This window comes from uncultured Microbulbifer sp. (genome assembly GCF_947504145.1).
Lineage (GTDB): Bacteria > Pseudomonadota > Gammaproteobacteria > Pseudomonadales > Cellvibrionaceae > Microbulbifer.
Map to the genome: position 1 here is coordinate 487,728 of NZ_CANNGQ010000003.1, position 15,884 is coordinate 503,611.

Genomic DNA, 15,884 nt, shown 5'->3' on the forward strand with positions numbered 1-15,884 from the left:
TACTTTTCCAAAAACATTAGGCGGGAATCGCCTGAGCGAAAACTTCGCGCAGAGCGGGCTTGTGAATTTTTCCGGAAGCGGTACGCGGCAGTGGTTCGTCGCTAAACAGAATTTCCTGGGGAATCTTGAACTGCGCCAGGTGGCCCTTGAGAAAGTCGCGAATGGCATCGGCGTCCTGCTGGCCGTCACCGGTGTACACCACGGCAGCTACGGCCTCGCCGAGACGTTCGTCGGCAATCCCCACTACGCCCACTTCCAGTACATCCGGGCACTGGTACAGAGCGGATTCCACCTCCAGGCAACTGATGTTCTCGCCACCGCGAATGATGATGTCTTTGATGCGGTCGACGATATACAGGAAGCCCAGCTCGTCCCGGTAACCGACATCGCCAGTTTTAAACCAGCCATTCTCGAAAGACTTGGCGGTGGCCGCGGGGTTTTTCCAGTAGCCGACAATGTTTGCCGGGCCGCGGAAACAGATCTCTCCGGTTTCCCCTGCCGGCACTTCCGCACCGGTCTCATCAGCGATTTTCAGTTCGGTCACATTGGGGGTCACCATGCCCACGGAGCTGGGCCGCGCCTGATACATGCCCCCGGAGACCACACAACCCAGCCCATTGGTTTCGGTAAGGCCATAGGCACCGCCAGCATTGAGACCAAACTCATCGTGAATACGCAGCGCGTGCGCCGCCGGTCGCGCGGCACCGCCTGCAAACACTTCTTCCAGCGAGCTGGTATCAAACTGCCCGAATTCCGGATGGTTGAGCAGATCCTGAGACATGGTGGGCACACCGTTGAAATAGGTAATGCGCTCGCGCTCGATCAGCGCAAGCGCCGCCTTTGGATCCCATTTGTGCATCAATACCAGTTTGCGGCCGCTGGCAATGGACAACAGGAAAATCGCGTGGGAGCCGGTTACGTGGAAAAACGGTACCGTGACCAGTGCAGCAAGTTTTTTATTCGGGTCGGTAAGGTCCTCACCGAGACCGGCGGCATGATTGGCCACACTCATCAGCGCCCAGCTCATCAGCGCGGAAATAATTCCTCGATGGGTGGAGAGTGCGCCCTTGGGGTTACCGGTGCTGCCCGAGGTATAAAAAATGGATGCCTCGTCCTCGGGGTCTATGTCAGTCGACGGAAAGCTCTCCGCGGATTCCTGCACCAACGATGTATAGTCCACACAAGTATGCGAGTCCGGCGCGGTGGCCCCTGGCTCGACCACGTGAATCAAATGAATATTAGGCCCGTGATCCTGCCCCAGAATGCGCTGTGCGCGCTCGCCGTCCACCACCGCGATATCGGCGCCGGCATCCTTGAGCGCGTAAATCAGTTCTTCACCGGTCCACCAGCTATTGAGCGGCACCACCACCGCACCCATGGCGGTAATCGCTAGAAACGCGATACACCACTGGGGGTTGTTGCGCATGGCGATCGCTACCTTGTCGCCTTTTTTGACGGCGAGCTGCTGTTGCAGCCCGCGGGCGAAGGCGCACGCCTTCTGATAAACCTCGCGGAACGACAACCGCTGCTCGCCAGAAACCAGAAACTCTTTATCACCATGGGCGAGCATCATCTGGTACAGCTGGGCGAGATTGGCCGGTGCCGGTTTGTAATAGCGAATAGCGTGACCATCGCGCTGGGCTTCGGCAATTTCGAATGGCTGCCCGCTCTGGGTCAGGTGCGCAACCGCTTGCTGGTATTTCTCAACCTGCTGCTGCAGGGACACCGGAGTTTTGTTGTTATTTTGCATAGATTCCACTCATCAATGGCTGGTCGGCTGCAGCGCCGACCTAGTTGGATAATTCCGCTTGCAGACGCTCGCTGGAGGCGCCACTGGCCGCCAGCTCCCGCAAACGCTCCTGACATTCTTTACCCGCACGCATAAAGTCTCGCCAGTGCACACCGCGGTCGATCACCAGCTGACTGAGCGCGGGAACATCCGGTTTTGGCTCTTCTTCCTTTTGCGCGTTGTGTTTCGCTTTGCTTTTCCCTTTTTTCTTGGGAGGCGCAAAACCGGTGGCAAATTTTCGGCCGAGAAAGGAACCGTTCAGCCAGCCGGCGGTGGAGAACCCCTCGGGCAAGGGTTCGATACCGAGATACTCGCGCACTTCACTTAGCGGGCGCGGGAACAACTCTTCATAGGGGTAGGCCTGCGGCGGGAAATGCGCGCGGGCCTGGGCACCGCGGCGATAGGCTTCCTTGAGCAGGCGCCGCCATTCTTTCCAGCCCACCTTGGGAATAATGATACTGCTGAGGATTCCGAAGGGACCGGCAAATGCGAGCCAGCGGGGAACACCGTTCAACCCCTGGGCGTAGAGGATATTCAGCATCTCGCCACTCAAGTCGGTGCCATAGCCGGAGAGAATATGCGAGGGATCATGATCAAACAGACCGCGCTCCAGCAACCAGCGGGTATCCTCGTCCATATCGATGGAATCGAAAAATCCATCCCGGTAGGCAAGGCCCGCGAGCAGGTAGGCGGGGGCGATACCCGGTGCACTCATCATCTGGTAATAGGCGTGTCCGAAAGAACCCTCCGGCATGTTTTCCAAGTTCTTCAACTGGCAGGCCTCGCCAAAATCCGGTTTATCCCGCAGCAAACGCGCACCCACCGGATGCTGACGCATCTCTTCAACGTCCTTGAGAATCTGCGGGCCGGTAAGATAAATACGCGCACGCGGCACCTGCTTCGCGCCGCCCTCACTCACCGGGTTAATCATCCAGCGAAACGCCGCGTACAGGCCGCGTAGGTAATAGCGCCGATTGAGATGGATCATAAAGCCTCCTGCATTGCACTCTGTTTTGCGGACTCGACGGCAAGCGGCAATCCGTTGCGGGCAATCACACCCCGGTACCAGAGACCGCTGTCTTTTACCGTGCGCTCCCCGGTGTCGTAATCCACCCACACCAGCCCGAAGCGCGGCTCCAGGCCCTCAGCCCACTCGAAGTTATCCATCAGCGACCACTGCAGAAAACCCAGCACATCAACGCCGTCGTCAATCGCGCGGTGCACCGCACCCAGGTATAGAGAAAGAAACTCGATGCGGCTGTCATCGGCGACGGACTTGACCCCGTCGACATCCACCAGAGTGTCGTCCATGGCGCAGCCGTTCTCGGTAATCATGACCGGCAGGCCGTAGCGCTCGTGGGCGTCGGTGAGCACCTGATACATGCCCTGGGGGAAAACCTCCCAGTCCAAGGCGGTGTAGTGGGCGCCGGGCACCCGGTGGTCATCGCTGGCGACACCGGTGGGCGACTGGCCATCGGGTTTTACCCAGTAGCGGGTGTAATGATTGATACCGAGAAAATCACTGGGCGCAGACATGGCCGCGAGGTCGCCGTCTTGAACCAGGCCCGATTGCGCCTCGAGCATGGGTACAAGGCTCGCCGGGTATTCGCCTTTCAGCATGGCGTCGGTGAACAGCCGGTTGAAGCTGGTGTCCGATTGTTCCACCGCCTGGCGGCCCGCTTCAGAGCCGTCAGCGGAATCGAACAGGGCCTGGTGAATTACCGGGCCGATGCGACTATTCGGCACATTGCCGCGCACCCGTGCCACCGCCATGCCGTGAGACAGGTTCAGGTGGTGCGCCACACGGAAATAGCTATTCACGTCCTGCAGGCCCGGTGCGTGACTTCCGTGCAGGTGGCCGTTAAAGGCAAAAACATTGGGTTCGTTGTGGGTAAACCAGGTTTTCACCCGGTCGCCAAAGGCCCGCGCTGCGGTTTCGGCGTAGTCGGCGAAGTGGTGGCAGATCTCGCGATTAAGAAAACCGCCGTGGTCCTGCAACGCCTGCGGCAGATCCCAGTGAAACAGGGTCACCATCGGTTCAATATCGGCCGCCAGCAAGCCGTCGATCAACCGTTGATAAAAATCGATACCCGCCTGATTCACCGCGCCGCGCCCGGCGGGAAAGATTCGAGGCCAGGCCAGGCTGAACCGGTAAGCCTGCAGCCCCAGATCCGCCATCATGGCAATATCCTGCCGCCAGCGATGGTAGTGATCGCAAGCAAAGTTCGCATTGCTGCCATCGGCGATGCGCCCCGGCTCCGCGCAGAAGGTGTCCCAGATCGAAAGGCCGCGTCCGCCCTCGGTGGTCGCGCCCTCTATCTGGAAGGCGGCGGTGGCGCTCCCCCACAGGAACCCATCGGGAAAACGCCGGCTGCCACCCGCGCGGGCGGCCGCATCGAACCCGGAATCTACTTTATTGTTTTGCATCCCATTCTCTCCTGCGGGTCTCTCTCAAGCCCCCGTTGCGCCGCAACATCGCCGGCAACTGACAATGACAACCAACATTTGCAGTTGAAAAGATTTATTTTCAATATATCTTATTCACTCTGTGTGGAACAGGACATCGCTGGTCGGCACGGAAAAATAAACGCCAATGTGCGCCAATTTCGGGAGAAGAATAACGATGCATTTTCTAGTGACAGGCGCCGCGCGCGGGATCGGCGCGGCCATCTGTGAAGCCGCACAGGCCGCGGGCCATCAGGTCACCGCGTGCGACATCGACAGTGGCGCGCTGGAAGCGCGCTGGCAGGACACACCCAACTTGACCACCGCGAGGCTGGATGTAACCGATGCACAACAGTGGAGCGCCGTCACCGAAGCGCGCTGGCAAAGCGCACCGGTGGATGTGCTGGTGAACGTGGCGGGTATTCTGCGTCCGGCGGAAACCGGCGAAATGCGGGCGAGCGACATCGACCTGCAATTCAAGGTCAACACTCTGGGCGTGATCTACGGCACCAACGCGCTGGCGGAAAAAATGATCGGCCGCGGCAGCGGTCACATCATCAATGTGGGATCCACCGCGGGTCTGTTTGCCACCCCGGGTAACGCAGTGTACGCGGCGAGCAAACACGCGGTGCGCGGATTCACCATTGCCGCCGCAGGGGATTTGCGCCCCCACGGCGTAAACGTAAGCCTGGTTGCGCCCACGGCGGTACAGACCGAGATGCTCGACCAACAACGGGGCGACCACCGCGCCGCGCTTTCTTTCGAAGGCAAGCGCGCGCTGACACCCCAGGAGGTGGCGCAAATGATCATCGGCGAGGTGCTGGAGAAGAAACCGCTGGAAACCTACCTGCCAAGCTCCGATCACTGGACCGGCCGACTGTGCACGGCGTTTCCCGAGCTGTTCCTCAAGGTGGCAAAGAAAGCCCGGGAAAAGGGCGTGAAGAATTTCAATTCCGCCGCCTTTGGCGGCAGCGGTGGTAATGGCGGTAGCGACGGTCAGTAAACCGTCGCGATCACTGCTTTCCGCAAACCATCAAGAGAGCTGGTATTCCTTGCGCAGCAACCAGTCGCGCAGGGATACCGGCAGTTTTGCCAGGGTGCGCAACAAACGGTTATTGCCACCGCCGCTCACGATACGCGGCGCGCGCGACAACAGCAGCTTGGGTGCGATCTGAACGGCAAAGTCTTCGGCACTCATGGCCACTTTCTCGCCCCCTTCAAAACGCTTTCGAATACCCGCGTAGAATTTCTGGTAGCGGGAATCGGCACTGCCAAACATTTCCACCCCGGTGGCGGAGCGGGTTTCAATTTCCGTACTTACCGCCGCGGGTTGCACCGTGGTGACCTCGATATTGAAGGGCAACAACTCCATACGCAGCACATCCGAGAACATGTGGATCGCCGCCTTGGTAGCACAGTAGGTTGCCGTGAATGGCGCCGGCAATTCGCCGACCACGCTGCCCACATTGACGATGCGACCATGGCCCTGACTGGCCATATGCGGGAACACCGCCTGGGTAATGCCGATACAGGCGGTCAGGTTGGTATCCACGAGACCTTTCAGCTGCTCAAAATCCGCTTCCACCGCCGGTGCAGTGCTGCTGATCCCCGCATTGTTGATCAGCATGTCGATGGAGCCCGCTTCGCTGACCACGGAGCTTAGGGCATCTTCGACACTGCGCCTGTCGAGCACATCGAGACGCAGTGGAATCAGGTTTGCGGATGCGATGTCCTCGAGTACTTCCGGCCTGCGCGCAGTGGCGTAGACCCGACAACCGCGGCGCGCCAGCTCCAGGGCCAGGGCGCGCCCGATACCGGTGGAACAACCTGTGATCAATACATTCTGGATTTTTTTCATGGCCTGCGACCTTCCTGTAGACTAGCAACCGGCTGACAGGGCCATCCTGACCTTTGCCCGCCCGGATTTGCGGAAATGACCCGCAAATTCTGAATCGCAGTGCCCGCGCTGAACGCGGACCTGCGCCCCGAACATCCGTGTTCGGGTGTTGAACCCAATGGAATTCCGGTATGAACAAGACTTCACCACTCTCCGACTTGCTGCCCGTGGGCGACCTGTCCCGCGGTGTTGGCCAGAAGCTCACCAAAGAACAGCGCGACCTGCAGCGCATTGAGCGCATGACACTGGCGGCTTTCGAACTGTTTACCGAGCACGGTTACCAGAACACCACCATCGAAGCCCTGTGCACCCAGGCCAATGTCTCCACCCGGGACTTTTACAAACTGATCAAAACCCGCGAGTCCCTGTTGGCGCGGGTGTACGTGCGCGTGTTCGAGCACGTGGAAACCTGCATTGCCATCGCCCTGGAAAATGCCGAAGGGCTCAGCAACATGGAGCGGGTGCGCACCGCGGTGGACGCCTGGGTTCACGCTTACACCAATGACTACCGCTACGCGCGCCTGTCCTATATCGAAGTGGTGGGCGTGTCCGACGCACTGGAAAGACTGCGCCGCGAAGCTCACCAGCGCTTTTCCGCGCTGATCCGCCAAGAGTTCGCCAATCAATCCCGCGACCTGGACCAGGTCATGCACGGCAAACTGCCGCTGGCCATTGTCGGCGCCTGTAACGAGCTGGTGGTGGACTGGTTGAGCCAGTCCCCGCGCCCATCACCAGACGAGCTGTCTACTGAGGTCAAGGAAATGTATACGATTATCTTCGCGGGCCTCGACGCTTCAGCAGCCAAAAAATAAAAAGGGCGGAGCCACTGGGGGACTCCGCCAATCGCGACACCTCATTTCGACAAGGGTGTTCTTGCCCCCAAAAGCGGAGGAGTCAACAGGGGTCTAAAAATCAAAGGCCTGGACGTCATAGGGCTGGAAATCACAAAGCTGAGAGGCAAGACTTAAAACCACTCAGGCTGCATATCGTGGAAGCTTGATTCCAGTGTCCGCGCAAGCCCGAACCAGTGGTAAATCTTTCCCAACTCCTGGCGAAAGAAATACACCGTGGCCTGACGTTTACCCAGATAGAATTCTTTTTCCTGCAGGTGCAGGTTTTTATCGGCCAGCTGTCGGCAGGCAATCACCCCCTGACGGAGCCACAACCAGGCGGCCACGATATGCCCCGCGCCGCGCAGGTAGCTCACGGAATTGGCAAACACTTTTTCCGGCGACGCCTCACCAATACTTTCGAAAATTTCCCGGGTGGTAGACTCCCAGTTTTCTACCGCCTGGCGCAGCGACTCGACAAATTCCGCCAACTCACTGAATTCGCCGGCCTCAAATAGCGTGGTCTCAATTTTCTGAATCAACAAACGGAAACCCTGCATCTGGTTCATCGGTACCTTGCGCGCGAGCAAGTCCAGTGACTGGATACCGGTAGTGCCTTCGTGGATAGGATTGATGCGGTTGTCCCGGTAAAACATTTCTACCGGATGCTCATTGATATAGCCGTGCCCACCGAGCACCTGAATGGCCATATCGTTCGCCGCGAGCCCGGCCTCCGACGACCACGTCTTGATAATCGGAGTGAGGAAATCCAGCAGTATGCCGGCCTCCTCACGAGCACTTTCGCTGTCGCTGGTGTGAATGTCATCAGATAGTCTTGCGCCTAGCAGGCACAGCGCCATGGCGCCCTCAGACAGCGCCTTCTGCCCCAGCAACATACGGCGCACATCCGGGTGGTGAATGATATTGACCGGCTTCGAGCCGGGATCGCGATTGGACAGCAAGCGACCCTGAGGGCGCTCGTTGGCGTAGGCCAGGGAGTATTCGTAGCCGGCTAACGCCAGTGCTGCCGCACCGGTGCCGACCATGATGCGGGCCTCATTCATCATCTGAAACATATATTCCAGACCGCGGTTTTCCTCGCCCACCAGATAGCCGATAGCGCCATCCTGGTCGCCAAAGTTGAGCGCAGTGGATGTCTGCCCGCGACCGCCCATTTTGTGGAACAGGCCGGAGAGGTGTACATCGTTGCGCTCGGCCAGCGCGCCTGTGGTCGGGTCCAGCAAAAATTTGGGCACGACAAACAGGGAGATACCGCGCGTGCCCGCGGGGGCGCCTTTCACCCGCGCGAGCACCAGGTGCACGATATTCTCATTGAGATCGTGATCGCCACCGGAAATAAAAATTTTCTGCCCGCTGATACGGTAGGTGCCGTCTCCCGATTTTTCCGCGCTGGTACACAGGTCGGCAAGTCCAGAGCCGGCACCGGGCTCGGTCAGCGCCATGGTCCCAGCGAAACGCCCCTCGCGCATGGGCCGTACCCACTGTTCGACCTGCTCTGGCGTGCCGTAGCGCTGCAGCAGGTTGGCATTGCCGCTGGTGAGCGCGGTGTAACCGGACGCGGCACTGCCGGCAGCGGTCAACCAGGTGTAAATCACCGTGTTGACCAGCTCCGGCAACTGCATGCCGCCCAGCTCGAAATCCGCACTGGCACTGGCCAGCCCGGAATCAATAATCGCGGCGACCGCCTGCTTGACCTCATCCTGCACGCTGACGCTGTGACCGGTGAAGACTGGATCGGTGGTATCTACCGCGTGGCGGATGGGCAGCAGGTGGCGCTCGGCCACAACGCGGGCGGTATCCAGCGCCGCCTCGATGGTTTCACGACTGTGCTCACGATAACGGTCCCGCTCACACAGGGATTCCGCCTCAAACATTTCGTACAGCAAAAAGCTGAACTCGCGCTCTTTCAAAATCGCAGCCGACATCACTCAAATTCCTTAGCTGGTGTCCAGTTGCAGGCCAGTGTGCAGCGCTGCTGGCGGCGAAACCATGACATCCAGTGTCGGGAAGCACTCCCTGTCTGGCGCGAATTATCACGACGGGAATTTGGCGCAATTTAGTGCTCGCACAGGAAGTTGAAAACCTGATACTATTTTTGAAAAGATTTCTTTTCCAGCGGAAAACCCAGGAATCACTATGCACCAGCTACAACATAATAATTGCAGTGCAGTACGCCCGATCACCCCAGCGCCCCAGCCCGTAGAGACAGGTCACCCGGCGTTTGGCCGCTTCTTGCGGTTCTGGCGTGGCGTCTTCCATCTCAGCCAGGAGGACCTGGCGGAGCGGCTGGATTGCTCCCCACGACATGTGAGCCGCCTGGAAAACGGCAGCAGCCGCCCCAGCGAGGCCATGGTGCGCCAGATCTGCAGCGCCCTGGCACTTGGGCGGCGGGATTCCAACCACCTGATGGTGGCCGCGGGCTTTGCGCCCGACGAGGAGTTCCTCGACTTTCACGCACCGGAATACCGCTGGTTGCGCAAGGCCATGGCCATGAACCTGCGCGCCCTGGAGCCCTACCCCACCGCGCTGCTCGACAGCGCCGGCAACCTGGCCATGGTCAACCACAGCTGGGTGCGCTTTTTCCTCAACGCGGTACCCCGTGCGCGCCTGGACACCGTGGGCAATTACTACGAATTCCTGTTCCACCGCGACGGCGTCGGCGGCCATGTCAGTAACTGGGAGAATGCGCTCTCGGTGATTCTGATGACGATTACCCAGCACGCTCTGTTCACCAACAAGGAAGAGGATTTGCAGGTAATGCAGCGGCTGGAAAAGCACCCCTACCTGCCCGCGGACTGGAAACGCCGCGCGGCGGCCATGGAGCCCATGACCAGCTTCCGCCTGCAAATCACCATTGACGGAAAGCTGGAACGCTTTTTCAGTGTTATGAGTACCGTTGGTGCGCTGGGGCCATCGGAATACAACTCCGAGCCCAACTATTCCATTCACACCCTGTATCCGGAAAGCGATGATTTCGATCTCGAAGGCCTTGCCGAGCGCGCGGTGGATCATCCACTGCTCGCCTATTAGCCGTTAAGATGGACCCATGCGCACACCGTGACACGCAGCGGGAATAACAATAAAACCATGCACATATACGGAAACTGTTTATGTCGCCCTTACCCACGGCCAATGGCCGCTTCTGGCTCTATGCCCTGCCCCAGTTCGCCATCGCTTATGTGACCCTGGCGATCGTTAATTTTGTACCGGCCTTTTACGCCTCGGAAGTCGGGCTGCCGATGCTCACCGTCAGCGCCATGATGCTGCTCTCCCGCGCTCTCGATGTGATCACCGATCCACTGATCGGCAATCTCAGCGACCGCACCGCCTCTCCCCACGGGAGGCGCAAGCCGTGGCTGGTTGCGGGGTTGCCAATTTTGATTGCCGGCGCCTGGATTCTGTTTCTACCCCCGGAGGGTGCCAGCGGTACCTATTATTTCGCGGCCATCTCGGTGCTGTTTCTCGGCCTCACCATGATTCAGCTGCCGTATATCGCCTGGGGCGCCGAGCTGTATCAGGATTACGACACCCGCACCCGTATCACCAGTATCCGCGAACGGGTCGGCGCGCTGGGTAGCGCCGGTGCACTGGTGACCGCATTGATACTGGGAGTATTCGGGGTCGTCTCCCTCGGCAGCACCCTGCAGGCCATGGTCTGGGTCATCACCTTGGGAACACCGATACTGATTGCCATCGCCCTGGTGACGGTGCCAGCGGAGCCACCCGCAGCCGCTCACGAGCAACAGGTACCCTTCTGGCAGGGTATTCGTGTCGCGCTGGCCAATCCGGTGTTCCGGCTGTTCGCCGCGGGGATTTTTCTTGTGTATCTGGGACTGGCACCGGCGGGCGCTACCGGCTGGTTCCTGTTCGACCATATTCTGCAACGGGGCGATCTCTACGCGCCGTCGATACTGCTGGATTTCGCGTTCAGTTTCGCCGGCCTGCCGTTCTGGACCTGGCTCGCAACACGCACCTCCAAGCACCGCGCACTGACCGCCGCGCTTTTGTGGACCGCGTGCGTCAGCCTTTTGATTCCCCTGGTGGTTCCCTACGGACCCTTGGCAACCATGGCGATCAGTGCGGTGCGCACCTTTGCCCTGGGAGGCATTCTTATGCTGCCGTTTGCGATCGTCGCGGATGTGATTGATATGGACCGGCTCAAAACCGGCCAGCAGCGCACGGGCATTTACATGGCGTTTGGCGGTATCACCATCAAGCTCGCGGTCACGATTGGGGTTTCCCTGGCGCTGGCGATTCCCGGCCTGTTCGGGTTTGATGCCACTAGCCGCGACAACAGTGCGGACGCCATGTTTTCCGTCACCGGCACCTACGCCTGGCTCGGCGCGGTGTTTTTTATTCTGGCCGCGCCACTGTTCTGGCGCTTCCCGTTGAGCCGCAAGGAAGTTCAGGCGATGCAGGCGCTGATTGCTCGCAATCAGGGAGAGGGTGCCGCACATTTACCGCAGGCGGGGCCGGACGGCGAGATCGCTTGCGCCAGCCAGAATTAATCCGGCATTGCGCGGGCGCTTAGCAAGAAAGGAAAAATAACAGAGCGTCTTTTTAGCTCAGCGCTTCTGTGAGGTGCCGTCCTGGTTGCCCAGAAACAGACCGATTACGGTATCGCAATGGGCATCAATCATTTTGTTGCTGAGCATATCCATGCCGTAAACCGCGCGAATTTCTTCACTGGCCAGAAACGGATGGTGGATGGCGCCAAGGAATGCGTATTCCACCAGTACCGGATTCAGGTTGGGAAAGTAGCCGCGCTTCTGTAACGCCTCAATGCCGTCCTGAAACTGCTGATTGGATTCGCGAATCAGGTTCTGTACCGCCCACGCCAGCCGGGGGTTGGGTGCCGACGCTTCGCGCATGGTCATCTTGATGTATTGGGGATGACGGGCGGCGTGGTGCACATAGGCACGAATCCAGGCGGCGGTTTTTTCAACCGACAATTCCTGATCCTCACCAAACGGCGGCGGCGGCAAGTTTTCCGATAACAGGTCGTGCGCGCGCATCAGCGCCGCCTGCCACAACCCTTCTTTGTCGTTGAAATAAAACTTGATCAGGCCCTGACTGACTCCGGCGCGCTCGGCGATGCTGCGCCAGGTCGCCCCTTCATAGCCGCGCTCGGCAAACTCTTCGATCGCCGCTTCCAGCATGCGAAGCTCGCGGGCCTTGGCCTTGCTGTCATTTTTTTTTGCAGATGCTGACACGGTAGAACTTTCTGCCACGGTGATGCCCAATAGTAGTCGCTTTTTACAGAAGAAAAAAAACCGCACGGATCGCCGTGCGGTCAAGGTCAGATTCTACTGCAAAGTGCTTCAGGAAGGTATGCCGGCCCAAATGGGCCGGCGAGAGAGGACTGCTTAAAAATTGTAATTCAGCGCCATGCCAAAAGTGCGAGGCTCTACGGTAAATACATTGGTGAACAGACCGGCAGACGAGTCGGCCACATACATACCCTCGATGTGATCTTCGTCCGCCAGGTTTTTGGCAAAGGCGCGCAACTGCCAGGTGCCATCCTTGTCGGTCAGAGTGGCCTGTGCGTTCCAGATATCCCAGGCATCGATTTTATCGATGTCGTCGTTGTAGACGCGACCGTACATATCATCCTGCCAGTAGTAATCCAGGCGCAGCGCCAGGTCCGCCGCATCCAGATTCCAGGTGTACTCAGCACCCAGGCTCGCGGTCAGCTCCGGCGAGTTGGGCATGGCGTTGCCGTCAAGATTCTGCTCGATACCCGGCACAATGGCGTAGGGTGCCGGCAGACCAAGTGCGTCGGCGGAACAGCTGGTTACGTAACCCAGGCCCGGATCCGGTGCACCATTGTGCATCAGCACACAGTTGGACGCGGTGGTTAGATCTTTCAGTAACGATACATTCTCGGCACCGTTCGTAGGATCACGCGGGTCAATGGAGGAAAAGTCCTTAACCTCAGTGTGCAGGTAAGCGATGTTTGCGTTAAACAACCAGTTGTCGGTGGGCGCGTAGACGAACTCGGTCTCCAGACCATAGATCTCCGCCGCGGTGTTCTCGGTAAAAGAGGTGCGGTCAATAATTTTGGAAACCTGCAGGTCTTCGTAGTCGTAGTAGAACAGGCTGAAGTTCGCCTGCAGACTGCGCGACAGCAATTTGTTCTTCGCACCCAGCTCGTAGGCGTTTACGTACTCCGGGTCATACAGGGAGCTGAAGTCCGGATAGGCCACCGGGTCGAAAGGTGCATTGAAACCGCCGCCCTTGTAGCCGCGACTGAACGACCCGTAGAACAGGGATTCATCAGTGGCTTTCAGGTCCGGCGCCCAGTCCAGCACGATGCGGCCGGTACCTTCGGTCCAGCTGTCCTCCGCGGTGCGGCCGGGGCTCACCGCGCTCCAGTCCACATCGGTACCAAAGGGCAGTAAAACCGGAATGCCATCGGGGCCGTTGTTAAACAGGTTCGGACGATCGTCGATGGACTTTTCGTCTTTGGTAATCCGCGCACCCACGGTCAAACGCAATTCATCGTTGATGTCGTAATAAATCTCTCCAAAGGCCGCGCTGGAGGTCAACGCATATTGATTGGTCTGCTGGCGGAAGCTCGGGCTTACCCAGCCGGTACCATCAGCACCAAACGTCGCCGGGAATACCACGGAGAAGTAGTCCAGTCCGGTGCCAACTACCCAATAGTCATCGCTCAACTCGGCGTCCATATAGAAAGCGCCAGCGAGGAAGTTCAGCGGGCCATCAAAGTTGGAAGCCAGGTGTGCCTCAAAAGTGTGCTGACGCACGTCATTATTCGACTGATCATATACATCCATAGAGTTGCCGTAATAGGCAACGTCGCCACCCACCAGGCCGGTGTTGTTTGCGGACGGCGCAGAGGTCGGCAGGGTGCCATCGGCAAAGTAAGTGGCATAAGTATTTGGTGCAACAAACGGCAGTAGCGGTGAAGGTGTCCACTCGATGGTGCTGGCGTTCATATTGAAATCCTGAACCGACAACATGGAGGTTTCCTGATAGCTGCCGGTCATGGCCAGGGAGTAATCGCCAAAGTCGTGATCGAAACGCAGGATTGCCAGGGTTTCCTCTACTTCGAAGACCGGATCGGTGTCCGCATTCACTTTGCGTAGATCCGCGGGGTTTTCAGCAATGGAGCCCTCACCCGCAACCGGGGCCAAGGCCTCCAGCAACAACGGCAGAGTCCCGGTGATTTGAGCGAGCGGGTTCACATTGTCAAAGGTCAGCTCATCCGGGGAGCAGCCCAGCAGTCCGGTGGCGTCTGCTTTACACAACTGCTTCTGACTGCGAGTCCGGGTGCTGTCCTCTTCAAACTGGGAAACCATCAAATTGAGACTGGTGTTCTCCCCCGGGCTCCAATTCAGTGACAGGCGCGCGGACCACTGATCGCGGCCATCGATATCATTACCGGTAAACAGGTTCTCGGTGTAACCGTCACGTTCCAGGGCGATCGCTGCCAGACGCACGGCAAAGGTATCGGAAATAGGCAGGTTGACCGCACCCTTCACTTTCTTGTGGTCGTAGTTGCCGTACTGCCCCTCAAGGTTTGCTTCCACTTCATCGGGGTTGGCGCGCGCGGTAATCATATTCACCGCACCGCCGGTCGAGTTGCGGCCAAACAGGGTGCCCTGTGGGCCGCGCAGTACGGCCACCTGCTCCACATCGTAGTATTCGGTCTGAAACATACGCGGTGCCAGCAGTGGCACTTCATTCACATGAATGCCGACACCCGCATCGGAAGCCGCGGAAATAACGTCCTGGCCCACGCCGCGAATTTTAAAATTGCTGCCTACAAAATTGTCTTTGGAGAAGGACACATTCGGTGCAGAAAAGCGCATATCTGAAATGCTGTTGATCTGCTTTGCTTCCAGCGCACTGGCATCAAACGCCGTGGCCGCAATGGGTACGTCCTGCAATCGCTCTTCTTTTTTTTGTGCAACGACGGTGACTTCTTCCAGCTCCCAAGCCAGTGCCGGCGCAGCCGCCAGCAGTACTGCAGTGGCAAGCACGCTGCGCTGAAATTTTTGATTGGTGTATTTCATCATCAAACTCCCTCTGGTCTTTTTATTACTTTTGTAACCGGGCGAACCGCCCCGGAAGTTCGGCATACTCTGCCGATCCATACTACATGTGTGTGTAGATCCATTGCAGCCGTACCGCTTTTTTCGGCCATTTCTTTCGAACAATCAGTAACGCAAATTTACTCGCCAACCACGATGGTTTTCGCACTGGAAGAGCCCTGCATATCGCACAGCATACGGTAGCCATTCAGCATGGTTTGGGCATCCACAATCATGTCCAGGTCACCGGCTTCATCCAGCTGCACGTTGCAGCCGTAGATGGCAAACCACACGATGGTGGGACCGTCCTGATCTTCGGGGATCATCAGCGTGTGGCGACTGCCGGCAGGCTCATACAGGTAGCTGCCCGGCCCATTGACTGCCTCCGGAGATTCCTTGTAAAACCAGCGCCCCTGCAGGGTGACCGCGAACACCTGGCCGGAGTGATAGTGCGGGGAGATCTTGGCGCCCGGCTGAAAGCGGTTGAACACCACCCACAATCCCTGCTTTACATCCACCTGCAGCACTTTTACTTCAACGCCTTCGCCAATGGTGACGAAGTCCAGGTCGCCCTCGGCAATGTGCAGGGTTTCTGCATGCCAGTCCGGAATCTTCGGCAGTGCTGCCGCGATCTGATCCACATCCATCGGTGCCTCTACGGTGTTCTCTACCGCGCTCTCATCGGTCATGGGACTCTCCTACTCTCTTTTTATCCTTGGGTCTGGTTTTGGACCTGGTTAACATTTTAAGCATATGCTCAACGAATTTATCGAACGAATCCTTTATATGCAATAGAAACTAATTCTTTTTTTGAGCAAACACTTAATGATAGGCTTTGCGGCTCC

General features: G+C 58.3%; 12 protein-coding genes. 4 read left to right on the forward strand and 8 right to left on the reverse strand.

The features are described 5' to 3' along the window. Window positions 1–16: 16 nt before the first annotated feature. The 3 genes from Q1A74_RS12770 to Q1A74_RS12780 are packed head-to-tail and all read right to left on the reverse strand — an operon-like array spanning window position 17 to window position 4,216. The gene (locus Q1A74_RS12770; protein WP_299596596.1) at window positions 17–1,750 is read right to left on the reverse strand and encodes a class I adenylate-forming enzyme family protein; all 1,734 of its coding nucleotides are present in this window, start codon (window positions 1,748–1,750) and stop codon (window positions 17–19) included. A 40-nt stretch (window positions 1,751–1,790) separates the two neighbouring features. Beyond that, window positions 1,791–2,777, reverse strand: coding sequence for a Coq4 family protein (locus Q1A74_RS12775; protein WP_299596599.1), 987 nt, complete (start codon window positions 2,775–2,777; stop codon window positions 1,791–1,793). After that, window positions 2,774–4,216 (reverse strand): GH1 family beta-glucosidase, encoded by a 1,443-nt coding sequence (locus Q1A74_RS12780; protein WP_299596602.1) that lies wholly within the window; start codon window positions 4,214–4,216, stop codon window positions 2,774–2,776. Before Q1A74_RS12780 ends, Q1A74_RS12775 begins: the two co-directional genes overlap by 4 nt. A 196-nt stretch (window positions 4,217–4,412) precedes the next feature. Here Q1A74_RS12780 and Q1A74_RS12785 point away from each other — a divergent pair, with 196 nt between their 5' ends. After that, window positions 4,413–5,237: an SDR family oxidoreductase gene (locus Q1A74_RS12785; protein WP_299596605.1), complete on the forward strand. Its 825-nt coding sequence runs from the start codon at window positions 4,413–4,415 to the stop codon at window positions 5,235–5,237. 30 nt (window positions 5,238–5,267) lie between these two features. Here Q1A74_RS12785 and Q1A74_RS12790 read toward each other — a convergent pair whose 3' ends face one another. Next, a complete protein-coding gene (locus Q1A74_RS12790; RefSeq protein ID WP_299596608.1) occupies window positions 5,268–6,092 on the reverse strand; it encodes an SDR family oxidoreductase in 825 nt (274 codons plus the stop codon). A 170-nt stretch (window positions 6,093–6,262) separates the two neighbouring features. Here Q1A74_RS12790 and Q1A74_RS12795 point away from each other — a divergent pair, with 170 nt between their 5' ends. Beyond that, entirely contained in the window at window positions 6,263–6,943 is a 681-nt protein-coding gene (locus Q1A74_RS12795; RefSeq protein ID WP_299596611.1) for a TetR/AcrR family transcriptional regulator, read from the forward strand. Between the two features lie 152 nt (window positions 6,944–7,095). Here Q1A74_RS12795 and Q1A74_RS12800 read toward each other — a convergent pair whose 3' ends face one another. Then, window positions 7,096–8,907 (reverse strand): acyl-CoA dehydrogenase, encoded by a 1,812-nt coding sequence (locus Q1A74_RS12800; protein ID WP_299596614.1) that lies wholly within the window; start codon window positions 8,905–8,907, stop codon window positions 7,096–7,098. A gap of 211 nt (window positions 8,908–9,118) precedes the next feature. Here Q1A74_RS12800 and Q1A74_RS12805 point away from each other — a divergent pair, with 211 nt between their 5' ends. Together Q1A74_RS12805 and Q1A74_RS12810 are read left to right on the forward strand one after the other, a co-directional pair. After that, window positions 9,119–10,012, forward strand: a complete 894-nt coding sequence (locus tag Q1A74_RS12805) for a helix-turn-helix transcriptional regulator (RefSeq protein ID WP_299596617.1) — start codon at window positions 9,119–9,121, stop codon at window positions 10,010–10,012. 80 nt (window positions 10,013–10,092) lie between these two features. Further along, window positions 10,093–11,490 (forward strand): MFS transporter, encoded by a 1,398-nt coding sequence (locus Q1A74_RS12810; RefSeq protein ID WP_299596620.1) that lies wholly within the window; start codon window positions 10,093–10,095, stop codon window positions 11,488–11,490. 57 nt (window positions 11,491–11,547) lie between these two features. Here the strand turns inward: Q1A74_RS12810 and Q1A74_RS12815 are convergent, their stop codons facing one another. From Q1A74_RS12815 to Q1A74_RS12825, 3 genes are all read right to left on the reverse strand, one after another. Next, window positions 11,548–12,195 carry a TetR/AcrR family transcriptional regulator gene (locus Q1A74_RS12815; protein WP_299596623.1) on the reverse strand — a complete coding sequence of 216 codons (648 nt, stop codon included), beginning with the start codon at window positions 12,193–12,195 and terminating at the stop codon, window positions 11,548–11,550. Window positions 12,196–12,348: 153 nt separating this feature from the next. After that, window positions 12,349–15,021, reverse strand: coding sequence for a TonB-dependent receptor (locus tag Q1A74_RS12820; RefSeq protein WP_299596626.1), 2,673 nt, complete (start codon window positions 15,019–15,021; stop codon window positions 12,349–12,351). Between the two features lie 158 nt (window positions 15,022–15,179). Beyond that, window positions 15,180–15,728, reverse strand: coding sequence for a 2,4'-dihydroxyacetophenone dioxygenase family protein (locus Q1A74_RS12825; protein ID WP_299596629.1), 549 nt, complete (start codon window positions 15,726–15,728; stop codon window positions 15,180–15,182). Between the last annotated feature and the right edge of the window lie 156 nt (window positions 15,729–15,884).

Excerpts from the sequence above, each read along its gene's own strand:
- Q1A74_RS12805 (WP_299596617.1), top strand. The coding sequence starts at position 9,119 with ATGCACCAGCTACAACATAATAATTGCAGTGCAGTACGCCCGATCACC.
- Q1A74_RS12800 (WP_299596614.1), bottom strand. The coding sequence starts at position 8,907 with ATGTCGGCTGCGATTTTGAAAGAGCGCGAGTTCAGCTTTTTGCTGTAC.
- Q1A74_RS12775 (WP_299596599.1), bottom strand. The coding sequence starts at position 2,777 with ATGATCCATCTCAATCGGCGCTATTACCTACGCGGCCTGTACGCGGCG.
- Q1A74_RS12820 (WP_299596626.1), bottom strand. The coding sequence starts at position 15,021 with ATGAAATACACCAATCAAAAATTTCAGCGCAGCGTGCTTGCCACTGCA.
- Q1A74_RS12790 (WP_299596608.1), bottom strand. The coding sequence starts at position 6,092 with ATGAAAAAAATCCAGAATGTATTGATCACAGGTTGTTCCACCGGTATC.
- Q1A74_RS12825 (WP_299596629.1), bottom strand. The coding sequence starts at position 15,728 with ATGACCGATGAGAGCGCGGTAGAGAACACCGTAGAGGCACCGATGGAT.
- Q1A74_RS12785 (WP_299596605.1), top strand. The coding sequence starts at position 4,413 with ATGCATTTTCTAGTGACAGGCGCCGCGCGCGGGATCGGCGCGGCCATC.
- Q1A74_RS12780 (WP_299596602.1), bottom strand. The coding sequence starts at position 4,216 with ATGCAAAACAATAAAGTAGATTCCGGGTTCGATGCGGCCGCCCGCGCG.
- Q1A74_RS12795 (WP_299596611.1), top strand. The coding sequence starts at position 6,263 with ATGAACAAGACTTCACCACTCTCCGACTTGCTGCCCGTGGGCGACCTG.
- Q1A74_RS12810 (WP_299596620.1), top strand. The coding sequence starts at position 10,093 with ATGTCGCCCTTACCCACGGCCAATGGCCGCTTCTGGCTCTATGCCCTG.
- Q1A74_RS12770 (WP_299596596.1), bottom strand. The coding sequence starts at position 1,750 with ATGCAAAATAACAACAAAACTCCGGTGTCCCTGCAGCAGCAGGTTGAG.